Genomic DNA, 15,792 nt, shown 5'->3' on the forward strand with positions numbered 1-15,792 from the left:
AATCTGAGTGGCAGCGAGACTTAGCGGCTGATTCTGGTTGAGTAACCGAGCGCCTGAACCAGTTCGCCGACGCGTTCGGCTTCGATGCTGCTGTCGACACTCACCGTACCGGCAGCGCGATCAATAATCACCTTCGCGTCTCCATCAGCAGCCTGGATGGCCTTGGTGATCTTGCTGACACAACTGCCACATCCCATACCGGATACTTCCAAAACGAACATAGCGGGCCTCTCATGCTGGAGCGGCTTCTCTCGCCGCATTTACAGCTTCAACCTTGACACGATGGAAAGGTCAAGGCCGGCCAAGCAATTTATCTTCGCCCGAAAATATCCCCCAATCCCTCGGGCGGTGGCAGGCCCTGCTGCATCTTCAGGTGTCCCTCGCCATCCCGGTAGAAGATGGCGGGCGTCGCCGCTGTACCGAGTTCGCCCATCAAGGCCAGATTGGCGTCGAGCTGCTCCTGGATGTCGGCGGGAATCTCGGGCAACGGCTTGAGTGTGCTCGCTTTGCCCGCCACTTCATGCTTATGGAGTGCCGCTTCTGGCTGATGGGCGATTAGCAGAGCCGCAGCTTTGCCTGCGCTGTCCGCACTGAGCATGCCGACCATGATATGGCGTAACTGCACCTTGCCAGAGTCGACCCAAGGCCGAGCCTGCTGCCAGAACAGGTTGCAGTAGGGGCAGTTGGGGTCATCGAAGAGATAGACGACGCGTGGGGCATCGTCTCGGCCATCGGAGATCCAGGTGCTTTTCTCCATGCGCGCCCACATCTCCTTGGCCATTGGCTCATACACCAGCTTGTCCATCGGGGCGCGAGTCAGATCTTCTCCCAGGGCATCGAACAGGGTGCCGACGAGGACATGTTGGCCATCCTCGGTGAGATAGAGCGCCATACCCTGGCCGTTGTAGCGGGCGGCATATCCCTTCAGACCTCCGGGCGCTGCGAACTGGCCCACGATGGTTACACCACGCGCCTCCAAGGCCTTGATCGGGATGGGCAGTTCCTCGGCGGAGGACATTCCCGGTAAGGCCAACAGCCCCCAGACAGTCAGCCATATGGATAAGGAGTTGAAACGCATCATGGCGGGGCCTCCTCACGTTGGTTGCGACGGTGCCCATTTCAGTCCGTGGTCACGCGTTTCAGGCGCAGTGCATTGAAGACCACGGAAGCCGAACTCACGCTCATGGCCAACGCTGCAATCATCGGCGACAACAGATGGCCGGTCAGGGGGTAGAACAGGCCGGCTGCCAGCGGTATGCCCATGGCGTTGTAGAGGAAGGCGAAGCCCAGGTTCTGGCGCATGTTCTTCACCGTGGCTACGGATAGTGTCCGGGCCCGCAGGATACCCATCAGGTCGCCCTTGACCAGGGTCACCTGGGCGCTGTTCATGGCGACGTCGGTGCCGGTTCCCATGGCGATCCCGACATCCGCCCGGGCCAGCGCCGGGGCATCGTTGATCCCATCTCCGGCCATGGCAACCCGGTGCTTATCGCCCTGCAGACGGGCCACCAGTTGCTCTTTGTCCTGAGGTTTCACTTCACCGTGGACTTCTTCGATGCCGAGTTGTTTCGCGACCGCACGTGCCGTAGTCAGGCCGTCGCCGGTGGCCATGATGACCTTCACATCTTCCGCCTGCAGCCGGGTTACCGCTTCCTTGGAGGTGGGTTTGACCGGATCGGACACCGCCAGCAGACCGGCGAGCACGCCGTCGACGGCCAGGTACATGATGCTCATGCCCTCCAGGCGCAGCAGCTCAGCCCGGTCTCGCAGCAGACTGATGTCGAGGCCAGCCTCTTCCATCAAGGTCGTGTTGCCGAGCTGCAGCCATTTTCCGTCCACCTGGCCACGTACACCGATCCCTGAGCCCGACTCAAACGCCTCGGGCTTGGACAAGCCGTGTCCCGCCGCCCGTGCGTGATCGACGATTGCATGGGCCAGCGGGTGTTCGCTGCCCTGATCCAGGCTGGCGGCGAGGTGAAGGACTTCGGACGGCGTGAACTGCTCGGTACCGACCACGCTATGAAATACCGGCCGGCCTTCGGTGAGGGTGCCTGTCTTGTCGACGATCAACGTGTCGATCTTGCAGAGGTTCTCGATCGCGCTGGCGTCCCGGAAGAGCACGCCACTGCCGGCAGCCTTGCCGGTGGCGACCATGATCGACATGGGGGTGGCCAGGCCGAGTGCGCAAGGGCAGGCAATGATCAAGACCGCTACCGCATTGATCAGGCCGAAGACCCAGCCGGGCTCCGGTCCGAACAGCCCCCAGCCGAAGAACGTGAGCAGGGCGACCAGGATCACTCCCGTCACGAAATAGCCAGCCACTGTGTCCGCCATCCGCTGCATCGGGGCTTTCGAGCGCTGTGCTCGCGCGACCATCTGCACGATTTGCGAGAGCACCGTCTCGGCGCCGACCTTCTGCGCCGCCATCACCAAGCTGCCGTGGGTATTCAGCGTGGCACCGATGAGTGCATCACCGGCTTTCTTCATCACCGGCACGGGCTCGCCCGTCAGCATGGATTCATCGACGGCACTTTCGCCCTCCAGGACTATCCCGTCGACCGGCACCTTCTCACCGGGGCGAACGCGCAGGTGGTCGCCCGTGTGCACGTGGGTGAGCGGAATATCTTCCTCCTGACCATCGGCCCCCATGCGGCGGGCGGTCTTGGGGGCAAGGCCCAGGAGCGACTTGATGGCGGCGGAGGTTTGTGAGCGCGCCTTGAGTTCGAGCATTTGCCCGAGCAAGGTCAGCGAAATGATGACTGCCGCCGCCTCGAAATAGACGCCGATGCGGCCATCCTGCATGAAGGTCGGTGGGAATACTTGCGGGAACACTGTGGCAGCAACGCTGTAGAGGTAGGCCGCAGCCGTACCTAAGCCGATCAGCGTCCACATGTTCGGGCTGCGGTTACGAATCGATGCGACCCCACGCACGAAGAACGGCCAGCCAGCCCATAGGGTCACGGGTGTGGCCAGAATCAACTCCACCCAGTTTTGTGTGGCGCCATGCAGCAATTGCAGTTGGTGGGCAGTCATAGCCAACACGGTCACGATGACCGTCAGAGGCAAAGTCCACCAGAAGCGGCGGGAGAAATCCTTGAGTTCCGGGTTCTCGTCCTCCTCAAGCTCCGGTATTACCGGCTCTAAGGCCATGCCACAGATGGGACAGCTACCCAACCCACGCTGACGGATTTGGGGATGCATCGGACAGGTGTATTCGGCGTCCGCCGCGTCGCTTGGCTGCGGGGCGGCCGAGTGGTGATGACCTGCGTGTTCTTGGTCCTGCGGGGGGCTAAGGTAGCGTACAGGCGCTGCGCGGAATTTCGTCAGGCACTTTTCGCTGCAGAAACGGTATGTCTGTCCCTCGTATAGCTCGGAGTAGCGGCTGTGCGGTGGCACCGTCATACCGCACACCGGATCGTGCTGACTTCCATCCGGTTGCCCATGGGGGGGTGAGTGGTCATGGTCGTGCTGGCACGATGCGGTGTGCATGGACTAGTTCCCTCTGTTGTCCGGCTTGGTCGAGTCTTCGCGGCCCTGGTGAGAATGCCCGCCATGGTTGTGCCCGAAGAGATGCATCAGCGGGCAGAGCAACAGGATCTAGTAAGGCAGTGCCTGCGACAGGTGGCCGTAGTGCTCACGAGCCACATAAAACAGGCCAATCACGACCAGCATGATTAGTGCGATTCCGCCCTTAGTCCGCCAGAAAGGCGTTGCCGGTTCGGTACCATGGCGATGGAGTTCGGTCATGATTCAACTCCCAAGCTGAAGTGGAAATGTCGTCCGCTGCCGCTTAGCTCAGCCTAGACGCCCCCCGTGTTCACCTGTTGACGCCAATCAATGCTGCTCACTGCACGTTCATCGAAGCCGAGCGAGCAGATGTTCATCGCTCATCCTTACACCCTAGAGAGCGCTCCCTGACAGGTGCCTGAGCCCAGAATTACATTTTTGTAAGCTTCTGCTTGGGGGAGCTGTTTGCCTGCAAACTCTGGGCACCTGACATTGTGGAAAGACCGCGGATGAAACTTCTGGTCGCTGAAGACGAACCGAAAACTGGCACGTATCTGCAACAGGGGCTGAGCGAGGCCGGGTTCAACGTGGACCGGGTGATGGCGGGCACCGATGCCCTGCAGCATGCCCTCAGCGAGTCCTATGACCTGTTGATCCTCGACGTGATGATGCCGGGGCTGGACGGTTGGGAGGTGTTGCGGCTGGTTCGCGCCGCCGGGAAAGACATGCCAGTACTGTTCCTGACCGCTCGGGATGGGGTCGAGGACCGGGTGAAGGGGCTTGAGCTGGGCGCGGATGACTATCTGATCAAACCCTTCGCTTTCGCCGAGCTTCTGGCGCGGGTGCGAACCCTGCTGCGGCGCGGTGCCACCACGCCCACCCAGGCCATCCTCAGGATTGCCGATCTGGAAATGGACTTCCTGAAGCGTCGGGCGGTTCGTGGTGGGAAGCGTATCGAACTCACGGCCAAGGAGTTCTCGCTGCTCGAACTGTTGATGCGCCGGCGCGGCGAGGTACTGCCCAAATCGCTGATCGCCTCCCAGGTCTGGGATATGAACTTCGACAGTGATACCAATGTGATTGAGGTGGCCGTCCGCCGTCTGAGAGCCAAAATCGATGATGACTTTGCGATCAAGCTGATCCATACCGCACGCGGCATGGGCTACATGCTTGATGGACCGGAGCCAGAATGAAACACCTCTCCCTGACGGCGCGGATGAGCCTGATGTTCATGCTCGCCGTCACTGCCGTGTTGACGGTAGCCGGTCTTAGTTTCAACCATCTGAGCCAACGCCACTTCAAGTCGCTCGATTACCAAGTCCTGGTGGAGAAGCTTGAGTCAACACAAAGCATTCTCCAGGGACTGCCCAGTGTCACGAACATGGCCGGACTGAAGCCGCAGTTGAATGCGCTGCTGGGCGCGCACCGGGACCTGGCGGCGATCATTCTGGACAGCGAAGGCCGGGTCTTGTTTGCTGAGCCGGCACATGTTGAATGTGCCCCAGGGACTTCGCGTCAGATTAGCCCCCACCATGTGGGAGTGGCAGGATCAAGCAGACATGTACCGTGGCCTGACGGCAGAGATCAACATCCCTGGCCTGGCGGCCCCATTGACGTTGTTGTTGGTGCTGGACGTCACCCATCACATGGCGTTCTTCGAAACCCTGCAACGCTGGTTCACCATCGGGCTGGTCATCAGCGCCCTGGTCAGTGCCGCCCTCAGCTGGGTGGTCGCTCGCAGTGGTCTGCGTCCGTTGTGGCAGGTGACGCTAATGGCGGCTTCGATGTCGGCCAAGTCCCTCAAAGAGCGCATTCCCATGGAGCCGGTGCCTATGGAGTTGCAGCAGTTGATGGCGTCGTTCAACGCAATGCTGGCCCGGCTCGATGAGGCTTTCGTGCGGCTGTCCAACTTCTCCGCTGACATTGCGCACGAGCTGCGAACGCCGGTCAGCAACCTGATGACTCAGACGGAAGTCGTGCTTTCGAGGAGGCGCGATATCGGGGCGTATGAGGAAACCTTGTACTCGAACCTCGACGACCTCAAACGGATGTCGCGCATCATCGATGACATGCTATTCCTGGCCAAGGCAGACAAGGGACTGATCGTTCCCCAGCATGAGCCCGTCCAGTTAGAGAAGATTGTCGAGAAGCTTTTCGACTACTACCAACTGGTGGCGGAGGACCGTGGTCTGTCGCTCAAAGCCTCAGGGGAAGGCAGTGTACTCGGCGATGTCCTGATGCTGGATCGCGCCATCTCGAACTTGATCTCCAATGCCCTGCGCTATACCTCCCAGGGCAACACCATGGTCTGTCCACTCAGCCCGGGACAGACCATATTGAGGAGGCACTACGCAAACTCTAACTCCTCCGTACTGTCCGGGTGAGTGGATCAATCAGCGCAGAAAAATGGTGGGAAATGTTTAAAACAGTGCTACGGGAGGGCGGTGAAACGTTCTAGGCCGCTGTTCATCAGGCCTGCAGTGCTCAGTCGCTGCAGCCCATCATCGGCGCCACGGAGAAGCGGCGGGACAGGGCAGGGCGCGTGGTTACTGGTTAGGCGGTTTGAAGGACGGTCATTCGGGAGCTTCTGATTTGCTGCGTCTACCTGGTATCCCCGATGCTTCTGGAGCCTTTGTACCCATCGAGTGGGCGGGACTTCGGGGGCGGGAATGCAGGAAAAGGATGTTTGGCTGAGCGGCGCAGAGTCGGATCTTGCGTGATGGTCGGCAAGTTTATCAGGAAAGGCGTGCCTTCGGCCGTCCGCGGGGCTCGACGGTGTTGTAAAGAGGGAACTTCAGGGCACTGGCCAGGTCGGATTTCGCCGTAACTTTCCGCCCATGAGCCCAGGTGAGAACACCCTCGATGCAAGCCAAGCCCTTCTTGTCGATCCTGATGCTCTCCCTTTTTGCGGCATCGGCGCTTCCGGCCTATTCGGCAGAACGTCGGCTAGCTCAGCCGAGCAATGGTGCGTCGGCCGCCCTGTTGGAGGCGGCGTCGCTGCAATTGGAGTTCGGTGAGCTGGAGCAGGCTGATGACACCTTGGAACGCGCCTTGCGCATCGAGCCGAACAATCCCACGACCTTGCACTACCTGGGGCAGGTGCGCTTCCAGCAGGGGCAGTACGCGCAGGCTGTCGCACTGGCTATGCGCTCCAATGCGCGTGGTCGCAATGATTCCGAGCTGCGTGAGCGCAATTTCCAGTTGATCGAGTCGGCCCAGAGAGCCATGGGGCCGGGTGTGTCGACTGGATCCGATGTGGAAGTGGAGCGGGATGAAGAGGCCGAGGTTCGCGTGGGCCTCGACCAGGAGGTGTCGGCCCAGCAAGCGGCTGGTATCGCCGCAGGAGGAATGGCGGTTCCAGCGGAGGACGAGTTCTTGGCCGATTCGCAGGTGGGCGACTGGCAAAGTCGCGGCGACGGTGGCCTCCAGGCCGCATCGTACGGTGACGAGGACGAGATGCGTATTCCCCGCGGACACATGCCGCCGCCTGGTCAATGCCGGATCTGGTTCCCGGGCCGCCCTGCGGGCCAACAACCGGCTCCCGGCAAATGCAAGAAGTTGCAGGGAAGGATTCCCCGAGGGGCTTATCTGGTGCGTGGTTGAGTCCGGAACTTGAGACCGTCGCCAGCGTTCAAGGCGTCTATGTCGCAGCTCCCGACGGCAGGGCATAATCGGCGTTTTATCCCTGCTGGAGTCTCTTTCATGCAGCTCGATTTCACCCAGCTGGCACCGCTGGACGCCTACCGCTGGCTGGCGTCCACCATCACACCGCGTCCCATCGCGTGGGTTTCCACACTGTCGAAGGATGGCGTGAGCAACCTGGCGCCGTTCAGTTTCTTCCAGGTCATCAGCGATGATCCGGCGACTGTGCTGGTGAACATCAATACGCGCGGCGACGGGCAGCTCAAGGACACCCTGCGCAACGTGCAGGACACCGGCGAGCTGGTGATCCAGCTGGTTTCCTTCGAGCAGGCGGAAGCGATGAATGCCAGTGCGGCCATGCTGCCCCACGGTGTGAGCGAGTTCGAAACGTGCGGCATCGCCATCGAGCCTGCCGTGCGCGTGCGGGCGCCGCGAGTGCTCGGTGCGCCGGTTGCCTTCGAGTGTCGGGTGGCCGATATCCAGCCCTATCCGCGTGGCAATCCCAACTGCCACCTGGTTTTCGCCGAGGTGCTGTTGGCACATATCGATGACGCGGTGCTGACCGACGCTGGCCGGGTGGATCCGCAGCGTCTGGATCTGGTGGGGCGTCTGGGGGGCAGTGCCTATACCCGCACCCGCGACACCTTCAACATGGTGCGGCCGACCTGAACCGCACATTCATCGCTACCAGTAGAGCGTGACCAGCGTGCGCCCCTGATCGGCGTCATCCTGCTGGTCGACGTTCGCGCGGTCGGTCGCGACAGGTTCGCTGGTCAGCCGGTAGCGGCTATCGACGCCGCAGTTCTGGGGACGGACCTGATAACGCCCGCTCGCCGGGTCAAAGCTGCTGCTGACCTGGCAGGAATTGGCGATGGTGAGGCTGATTCCGAGTTCTCCGCTGGCCTGGCCGGCCTGGCTTGTGGCAGTGAGCGCGATGCTGGAAACCAGTAGTGCGAGGCCGAAGAGGGCCTTGTTCCGGGACATGATTGCGTATGCTCGACGAACAGGCTGGCGGCTGATCGGCTCCATTGTTCGATCGGCATCAGGTCAGCGTGGTTTGCCCTCCATGAATGAACACGGCGCCGCGAATCGATGTTCCGCAGCGCCGCCGTAAGTGATCCATACCTTGGGGTCTTGACGCTATTTTATCCGTCCGCCCCGTCTGCTGGCGCTATAGTGGCGCGCCCGCTTGTCGGCCTCCACGAACCCGCAAGTCGCCACGGCCGTCCCGAGGCACCAGCTCCAACCCACTACGCCCATGCTGCTGGTGCCGAACAGCGCCTGCAGCGCCGGTACGTAGGTGAATGCCAGTTGCAGCAACACCATCAGGCCGACCATGCCCCAGACCATGGGGTTGTCCCTGAAGCTGAAACTTGCTGGGCCGTTCAGCCTTCGGCTGCTGAACAGATAGCCGATCTCGCCAAATACCAGGGCGTTCACCGCAAGGGTGCGACTGGCCTCCATACTCCAGCCCAGTTGCTGGGTGTAGATGAACAGACCCAGGCTGGCCACGGTCAGCAGTACCGATACCAGCAGGATCAACCAGAGCAACTCGCCGGACAGCAGTGGTGCCTTCGGATCCCTAGGTGGGCGCGCCATCAGGTCATCCTCGGCTGGTTCGAAGGCCAGTGCCAACGCCAGAGTGACGGCGGTGATCATGTTCACCCAGAGGATCTGAAGCGGGGTGATGGGCAGGGTCAGGCCGAGCAGGATGGCGGTCAGCAGGACGATCGCCTGGGCACCATTGGTGGGCAGTATGAAGAGAATGGATTTCTTCAGGTTGTCGTAGACGGTGCGGCCTTCCTCCACCGCGTGGGCGATGGTTGCGAAGTTGTCATCCGCCAGTACCATCTGGGCAGCTTCCTTGGCGGCCTCGGTGCCTTTGATGCCCATGGCGATGCCGATATCGGCGCGTTTGAGGGCAGGGGAGTCGTTGACTCCGTCGCCGGTCATGGCCACCCGCTCGCCGATCGCCTGCAAGCGCTCCACCAGGCGTAGCTTGTGGCTCGGGCTGGTGCGGGCGAACACGCTGGTTTCCTTCAGGCGGGCGTCGAGTTCGGCGTCGGTCAGGTCATCCAGGTCGGCACCAGTCAGCGGGTTTCCTGCCGGCAGGCCAAGCCGCTCGGCGATGGCGGCGGCCGTGGCTGCATGGTCGCCGGTGATCATCTTTACGTGGATGCCTGCGCTGTGGCATTCCTCGATGGCAAGGATGGCTTCCTCTCGCGGGGGGTCCATCATGCCCACCAGCCCCAGCAGCACGAAGCCCTTGTCCAGGTCGGCATGGTCCAGCTCGTGCTGGCCGCTGCCAGCATTGCGACGGGCCAGACCAATCATGCGCAGGCCAGAGGCTGCGCCTTCGCCCAGCACGTCGTCCCAGATGCGTGGATCCAGCGTCTCGGCGGCTCCGTCGCGCCATTGCCGATCGCAGACTTCCAGCAAGCGCTCGGGCGCACCCACCAGATAGATCACGCCTTGGCCGCTGTCGTCGCGGTGGAGGCTGGCCAGGTAGCGACGTTCGGAGCTGAAGGGAATGGCGTCCACTCGGGGGCGGCGCGATGCCTCTTCGTCCATATCGAGCTGCAGCTTCCCAGCCAGAGTGAGTAGTGCGGCCTCGGTGGGGTCGCCGGTGATGCACCACTGGCTGTCCACCTCGCACAGGCTGGCGCTATTGGCCAGCAGACCGGCGCGAGCCAGTTCGTGCAGGTCATGGGCCAGGTCGACAATCGGGCTGACGTCTCCTTCGGGCGCATAGCCCACGCCTGATACTTCGTAACGGCGGGCGGCGGTATAGATGCGCTGCACCGTCATTTCGTTGCGAGTCAGGGTGCCGGTCTTGTCGGAGCACACCACGGTTACCGCCCCCAGGCTTTCCACGGCCGGCAGGCGACGGATGATCGAGTTGCGACGGGCCATGCGCTGCACGCCCAGGGCCAGGATGATCGTCAGCACCGCCGGCAGGCCCTCGGGGATGGCGGCCACGGCCAGGCCGACGGCGGCCATCAGCATGTCGTTGGCGCTGTAGCCGCGCAGCAATATGCCGAAGACGAAGGTGGCAGCCGCCAGCACGAGGATGATCAGCGTGAGCTGGCGAGCGAAGCGCGCCATGTCCGCCAGCAGCGGTGTCTGCAGCTGCTCCACCGAGCCCAGCAAGTGGCTGATGCGGCCCAGCTCGGTCTCGCCAGCGGTGGCGACCACCAGACCGACGCCGCTGCCGGCGCTGACCAGGGTGCCGGAGTAGGCCATGCTGTGGCGGTCTCCCAGGCTGGCGTCCGGGGTCACCGGGCGGCTGGTCTTGTCGGTGGGAACGGATTCGCCGGTGAGTGCCGCTTCCTCGATGCGCAAGTCGCGGGTTTCCAGCAGGCGCAGGTCAGCCGGCACGCGGTCGCCGGCCTCCAGCAGTACCAGGTCACCCGGCACCAGCTCTTCGGCAGGCACCTGGCGTACCTCTCCGTCGCGCTTGACCCGGCTGTCCAGGGTCAACAGCTTCTGGATCGCACGCATGGCCGATTCGGCCTTGCCTTCCTGGATGAAACCGACCACGGCATTGATCAGCACCACACCGAAGATAACCGCGCTGTCCAGCCACTCGCCCAGGGCCAGGGTGACCAGGGTGGAAGCCAGCAGTACATAGATGAGCAGGTTGTGGAATTGCAGCAGGAATCGCTTCAGGGGGCCGGCACCTGCCCGTTCGGGTAGTCGGTTGGGGCCGTAGCTGGCCAGGCGGCGTTCCGCTTCTTCCGTGTCCAGCCCGGTTGGCCTGCTGTCTAGCTGCTGCAGGCTGGCCTCGGCGGTCTCGGCGTGCCAATGGGTAGCTGATGGAGCGGTCATGGAGTCCTCCTTGGCGAATCCTGAGTCAAGCCTAGTTCCCCTGTGGTCGTCCTTTATTGGCCTGGGTCAGTTCCTGGTTTTCTGTAGGAAGGATAGAAAGCTATCCAGAAACGACCTCTAGTTAGTCAAAAACAGCACGGTATTCGGGAAGGCAGGATTGTGGCTTGTCGCCACCATGCGCCAGCTCCTATGGTCGCCGTTTCGGGGAAGCGGATAGCAGATCGCGTCCATGCGGTTGTCGCCTTGTGGGGAGGTAGGAGCATGTGGACTGTCTTGCAACGCAGGCTGGCGAGCCTGAGTACTGCCAACAAGCTGATGCTGGGGTTCGGCGTCGTTCTGGCGCTGACCCTGGTGGTGGCGGCCACCGGCTTCACTGCCTTGCGCGCGGTCGACGGCAGGGCGCACCTGCTGGAGGAAATGCGCGCCATCAGCAGCGATGTGCTGGTGATCCGGCGCACGGAAAAGGACTACGCGCTTACTTCCGACGCCAAGCATGCCGAGACGCTGCGTCAGCAGGCCGAGGCCATAGTCGCTCGGAGCGAGGCACTGGCCGCACAACTGTCGGGCCCAGGGCGCGACGCCTTGGGTGAAGTCACCCAGGCCATGGCCGAGTACCGCCAGGCATTCGATCGTTATGTGGAACTCACCGACAACCAGCGCCTGGCCCTGGACGCGGCGAACTGGCTGGTGGTCAGCGCATCCAACAGCCTCGACGTGCTGCAGAGTGGCCTTAACGAGGATGGTGTCGATCTGCTGAAGAGTTCCCAGGGCGCCCAGGGGGGAGATCTGGTTACCCAGGGCGGGCAGATCGGTCGCGTTTACCAGTTGCTCCTGCAGGCGCTCAACCAGGCCCGCCTACGTCTGGAACAGAGTCGGGGAACAGAAGAGGCGGGCGCACCACAGATCCAGGAAGCCCTGGATGCGCAAAAGCTCGCCGCCGAACTGCGCGACGCTATGCAGGACCCCGGTTACGCCGCTGTACTCACCGAGGTCATCGGCAACGTCGACTCTTTCAACGAACGACTCAAGGACTACACCGCCACGTTGCAGCAGCAGCGCGGGGAGTACGCCCGTCTCGCCGCCCAGGCGGAGCGGGTGGTGCAGGCGGTGGACCGCGCCTACGAACTGCAGAAGGCCGACATGCGTGCCCAGCAGGAATCCAGCTCGCTGCTGATCCTGCTGGCGGCGGCCCTCGCCCTGGTGATCGGCCTGGCTGCCACGGCGCTGATCAGTCTGTTGATCGTTCGGCCACTGCGCCGGGTCATAGGGCTGGCCCGGCAGATAGCCGAGGGCGATCTCAGCGCCAGCATCGAAGTGCAGCGTCGCGACGAGATCGGCCAGTTGATGGAGGCCATGCAGGGTATGTCTGGCAATCTGCGTGACATGGTTGGCCGCCTGCAGGGCGGGGTGGCACAGATTTCCGCTTCGGCCCAGGCGCTTTCCAGCGTCACCGAGCAGACGCGCGTGGGCGTAAACGGCCAGCGTGAGGAAACCGACCAGGTGGCCACGGCGATGAGCCAGATGGCTGCAACCGTGCAGGAGGTGGCGCGCAACGCCGAGGCTGCAGCCAGCTCCACCGAGGCGGCGGACAACCGTGTCAGCAGTGGTAGCCAGGTGGTGCGCCAGACTCTCGAGCGGATCAACCAGTTGGCCCATGCCATGGAGGAAACCACGTCCAGCATCCAGCGCCTCAGCCAGGACACGCAGAGCATCGGCACCGTGCTGGATGTGATCAAGAGTGTCGCCGAGCAGACCAACCTGCTGGCCCTGAACGCCGCCATCGAAGCGGCGCGTGCAGGCGAGCAGGGCCGTGGTTTTGCCGTGGTGGCCGATGAAGTGCGGGCGCTGGCGCGGCGTACCCAGCAGTCCACCGCCGAGATCGAGCGGCTGATCGCGACCCTGCGCGACGGTGTGCGCAGCTCGGTGGAGCACATGCAGCAGAGCGAAAACCTGGTGGACCTGACGGTGCAGGATGCCAATCTGACCGAAGAAGCCCTGGCCGGAATCGCCGATGCGGTGACCCTGATCCACCAGATGAACCAGCAGATCGCTGCAGCGGCCGAACAGCAGAGCGCGGTGGCCGAGGAGATCAATCGCAGCGTAACCAGTATTCGAGATATCGCTGATCAGTCGGCCGTGGCCATGGATGAAACGGCAACCTCCAGCGTCCGGCTTGCCCGGCTGGGGCAGGAGTTGCAAGGGATGGCAGGCCACTTCCGGCTTTGAGTCCCGAACAAGTCTGGAGGATTCGGCATTCCGTCACCCGGAATCGCGCCCTAGAATGGTGCCCCTGTCCAACCGGCCTGGAGTGTCGCAATGCTGAAGATCTGGGGGCGAATCAATTCCACCAACGTGCGCAAGGCGCTCTGGTGTGCCGAGGAAGTCGGCGTCGCCTATGAACAGCTGGATGCCGGTGGCGCCTTCGGCCTGGTCAATGAGCCGGTGTACCGCAAGCGCAACCCCAACGGCCTGGTGCCGATGATCGAGGATGGCGACCTGGTGCTCTGGGAGTCCAACGCCATCGTCCGCTACCTGGCCGCGCGCTACGCCTCCGGCAGCCTCTACCCGGAGTCGCCGGTGGCGCGCGCCGAGGGGGACAAATGGATGGACTGGGCCACATCCAGCTTCGCCACACCGTTCCGCGATCTGTTCTGGGGCACCCTGCGCACTCCGCCGGCCGAACGCAATCACGCAGTGATCGAAGCTGCGCTGACCCGCTGCGGCCAGTTGCTGGCCATTCCCGACCGCGCCCTGGCCGAGCGTCCCTACCTATCGGGTGAAACTTTTGCGATGGGTGACATTCCCCTGGGCTGCTTCGCCTATGCCTGGTTCGAGATGCCGATCCTGCGCCCGGAACTGCCCCACCTCGAAGCCTGGTACGAGCGCCTGAAAGCCCGGCCGGCCTATCGAAAGGCGGTGATGACGGCACTTACGTGATCCGACTCGCCGATCCGGCTCCTTGAACCTAGGCTGATGTGCAGCGCGTTACGGTTGAATTTGCTGGCAATCAGCCTTATCTAGCTCCTTCCTTCTGAAGCAGACGAATCCATCATGAGTTCCGCCCTGTCCATCCGGCAGTTGACCAAGACCTACGGCAATGGCTTCCAGGCCCTCAAGGGCATCGACCTGGACGTGACCGAAGGTGATTTCTTCGCCTTGCTCGGCCCAAACGGCGCGGGCAAGTCCACCACTATTGGCATCCTGTCCACCCTGGTGAACAAGACCAGCGGGAGCGTCAGCGTCTTCGGCAATGACCTGGACAAATCGCCCTACGCGCTCAAACGCTGCCTCGGCGTGGTGCCCCAGGAGTTCAACTTCAACCAGTTCGAGAAGGTGTTCGACATCGTCGTCACCCAGGCGGGCTATTACGGCATTCCGGCGAACATCGCCAAGGAGCGCGCCGAGCAGTACCTGACCCAGCTCGGCCTGTGGGAGAAGCGCAACTCGGCCTCCCGCGAATTGTCCGGCGGCATGAAGCGACGCCTGATGATCGCCCGCGCGTTGGTCCACCAGCCGCGCCTGCTGATCCTCGACGAACCTACCGCAGGCGTGGATATTGAGCTGCGCCGCTCCATGTGGAGCTTCCTCACCGAGCTCAACGAGCAGGGCATCACCATCATCCTCACCACGCACTATCTGGAAGAGGCCGAGCAGCTCTGCCGCAACATCGGCATCATCGACCACGGTCGTATCGTCGAGAACACCAGCATGAAGGAGCTCCTGAAGAAGTTGCACAAGGAGACCTTCCTGCTGGACCTCAAGGAGCCCCTGGAAGTGGTGCCGCAGCTCAATGGCTATCCCGCTGAGCTGGTGGATGACCACACGCTGGAGGTTCAGGTGGAGAAGACCCAGGGTCTGACCGAGCTGTTCCGTCAACTGGCCGCCCTGAACATCGATGTGCTGAGCATGCGCAACAAATCCAATCGCCTCGAGGAGCTGTTCGTGTCCCTGGTGGAGAAAAACCTGGCGAAGGTGGCCGTATGAGTTCGGAACTGCGCGCCAACCTGGTCGCCCTGGAAACCATCGTCTACCGCGAAGTCCGCCGCTTCACGCGCATCTGGCCGCAGACGCTGCTGCCCCCGGCCATCACCATGGCCCTGTACTTCGTCATCTTCGGCAACCTGATCGGCAAGCAGATCGGCGCCATGGGCGGCTTCAGCTACATGGACTACATCGTCCCCGGCCTGATCATGATGTCGGTCATCACCAACTCCTACAGCAACGTGGTGTCGAGCTTCTTCGGCAGCAAGTTCCAGCGTTCGGTGGAGGAACTGCTGGTATCGCCGGTTTCGCCGCACACCATACTGCTCGGCTACACCATCGGTGGCGTGTTGCGCGGGCTGGCGGTGGGGCTGATCGTCACCTTCTTGTCGCTGTTCTTCACCAAACTCTCGGTGCACCACATCGGCGTGACCGCGCTGGTAGTGCTGTTGACCGCCACAATCTTCTCCCTGGGCGGATTCATCAACGCCGTCTACGCACGTAACTTCGACGACATCTCGATCGTCCCGACTTTCGTGCTGACCCCGTTGACTTACCTCGGCGGCGTGTTCTATTCGATCAACCTGCTGCCGCCGTTCTGGCAGGCGGTTTCCCTGGGCAACCCGATCCTGCACATGGTCAATGCCTTCCGTTACGGCATCCTCGGTGTGTCCGACATCAATATCGGTGTCGCCATCGTGCTGATGCTGATCACAATGGCCATTCTCTACGTCGCCTGTATCCGCCTACTGGTGAGCGGGCGCGGCATGCGTCAATAACGCGAAACAATGCGACATAGAGTGGCATTATCTTCCCGATGCCACTGATCGAAGT

12 protein-coding genes and 3 pseudogenes are annotated in these 15,792 nt (G+C 62.4%); 9 read left to right on the forward strand and 6 right to left on the reverse strand.

Annotated features, from left to right (window positions below):
- Nucleotides 1–20: 20 nt before the first annotated feature.
- The 4 genes and pseudogenes from D6Z43_RS03575 to D6Z43_RS03590 all read right to left on the reverse strand — a co-directional run bounded on the left by D6Z43_RS03575 (nt 21) and on the right by D6Z43_RS03590 (nt 3,747).
- The gene (locus tag D6Z43_RS03575) at nt 21–221 is read right to left on the reverse strand and encodes a heavy-metal-associated domain-containing protein (RefSeq protein ID WP_120650500.1); all 201 of its coding nucleotides are present in this window, start codon (nt 219–221) and stop codon (nt 21–23) included.
- A gap of 89 nt (nt 222–310) precedes the next feature.
- Nucleotides 311–1,081 (reverse strand): thiol:disulfide interchange protein DsbG, encoded by a 771-nt coding sequence (gene dsbG, locus D6Z43_RS03580; protein ID WP_120650502.1) that lies wholly within the window; start codon nt 1,079–1,081, stop codon nt 311–313.
- Between the two features lie 38 nt (nt 1,082–1,119).
- Nucleotides 1,120–3,489 carry a heavy metal translocating P-type ATPase gene (locus D6Z43_RS03585; RefSeq protein ID WP_120650504.1) on the reverse strand — a complete coding sequence of 790 codons (2,370 nt, stop codon included), beginning with the start codon at nt 3,487–3,489 and terminating at the stop codon, nt 1,120–1,122.
- A 3-nt stretch (nt 3,490–3,492) separates the two neighbouring features.
- Nucleotides 3,493–3,747 (reverse strand): annotated as a pseudogene (locus tag D6Z43_RS03590) (DUF2933 domain-containing protein).
- A 269-nt stretch (nt 3,748–4,016) separates the two neighbouring features.
- Between D6Z43_RS03590 and D6Z43_RS03595 the strand changes: the two are divergent.
- From D6Z43_RS03595 to D6Z43_RS03610, 4 genes and pseudogenes are all read left to right on the forward strand, one after another.
- Complete coding sequence (locus D6Z43_RS03595) at nt 4,017–4,700, forward strand: heavy metal response regulator transcription factor (RefSeq protein ID WP_120650506.1); 684 nt, start codon at nt 4,017–4,019, stop codon at nt 4,698–4,700.
- Nucleotides 4,697–5,855 (forward strand): annotated as a pseudogene (locus tag D6Z43_RS03600) (heavy metal sensor histidine kinase); the annotation flags it as partial. The gene D6Z43_RS03595 and the pseudogene D6Z43_RS03600, both read left to right, overlap by 4 nt.
- Before the next feature lie 514 nt (nt 5,856–6,369).
- Nucleotides 6,370–7,110 (forward strand): tetratricopeptide repeat protein, encoded by a 741-nt coding sequence (locus D6Z43_RS03605; protein ID WP_120650508.1) that lies wholly within the window; start codon nt 6,370–6,372, stop codon nt 7,108–7,110.
- 99 nt (nt 7,111–7,209) lie between these two features.
- Nucleotides 7,210–7,818, forward strand: coding sequence for a flavin reductase family protein (locus D6Z43_RS03610; protein ID WP_120650510.1), 609 nt, complete (start codon nt 7,210–7,212; stop codon nt 7,816–7,818).
- 15 nt (nt 7,819–7,833) lie between these two features.
- Here D6Z43_RS03610 and D6Z43_RS03615 read toward each other — a convergent pair whose 3' ends face one another.
- The gene (locus D6Z43_RS03615; RefSeq protein ID WP_153920716.1) at nt 7,834–8,133 is read right to left on the reverse strand and encodes a hypothetical protein; all 300 of its coding nucleotides are present in this window, start codon (nt 8,131–8,133) and stop codon (nt 7,834–7,836) included.
- Between the two features lie 156 nt (nt 8,134–8,289).
- Nucleotides 8,290–10,977 (reverse strand): cation-transporting P-type ATPase, encoded by a 2,688-nt coding sequence (locus D6Z43_RS03620; RefSeq protein WP_120650514.1) that lies wholly within the window; start codon nt 10,975–10,977, stop codon nt 8,290–8,292.
- Between the two features lie 1,140 nt (nt 10,978–12,117).
- On the opposite strand from D6Z43_RS03620, the pseudogene D6Z43_RS28640 reads away from it, so the two are divergent.
- The 5 genes and pseudogenes from D6Z43_RS28640 to D6Z43_RS03640 form a co-directional block, all read left to right on the forward strand.
- A pseudogene (locus D6Z43_RS28640) lies at nt 12,118–12,348 on the forward strand (HAMP domain-containing protein); the annotation flags it as partial.
- A 141-nt stretch (nt 12,349–12,489) separates the two neighbouring features.
- A complete protein-coding gene (locus tag D6Z43_RS28645; RefSeq protein WP_371924400.1) occupies nt 12,490–13,203 on the forward strand; it encodes a methyl-accepting chemotaxis protein in 714 nt (237 codons plus the stop codon).
- A 90-nt stretch (nt 13,204–13,293) separates the two neighbouring features.
- Entirely contained in the window at nt 13,294–13,914 is a 621-nt protein-coding gene (locus tag D6Z43_RS03630) for a glutathione S-transferase family protein (protein ID WP_120650518.1), read from the forward strand.
- Between the two features lie 114 nt (nt 13,915–14,028).
- The gene (locus D6Z43_RS03635; RefSeq protein ID WP_120650520.1) at nt 14,029–14,961 is read left to right on the forward strand and encodes an ABC transporter ATP-binding protein; all 933 of its coding nucleotides are present in this window, start codon (nt 14,029–14,031) and stop codon (nt 14,959–14,961) included.
- Nucleotides 14,958–15,737, forward strand: coding sequence for an ABC transporter permease (locus D6Z43_RS03640; RefSeq protein WP_120650522.1), 780 nt, complete (start codon nt 14,958–14,960; stop codon nt 15,735–15,737). Before D6Z43_RS03635 ends, D6Z43_RS03640 begins: the two co-directional genes overlap by 4 nt.
- The last annotated feature ends 55 nt before the right edge of the window (nt 15,738–15,792 follow it).

Source organism: Pseudomonas sp. DY-1 (assembly GCF_003626975.1).
Classification (GTDB): domain Bacteria; phylum Pseudomonadota; class Gammaproteobacteria; order Pseudomonadales; family Pseudomonadaceae; genus Metapseudomonas.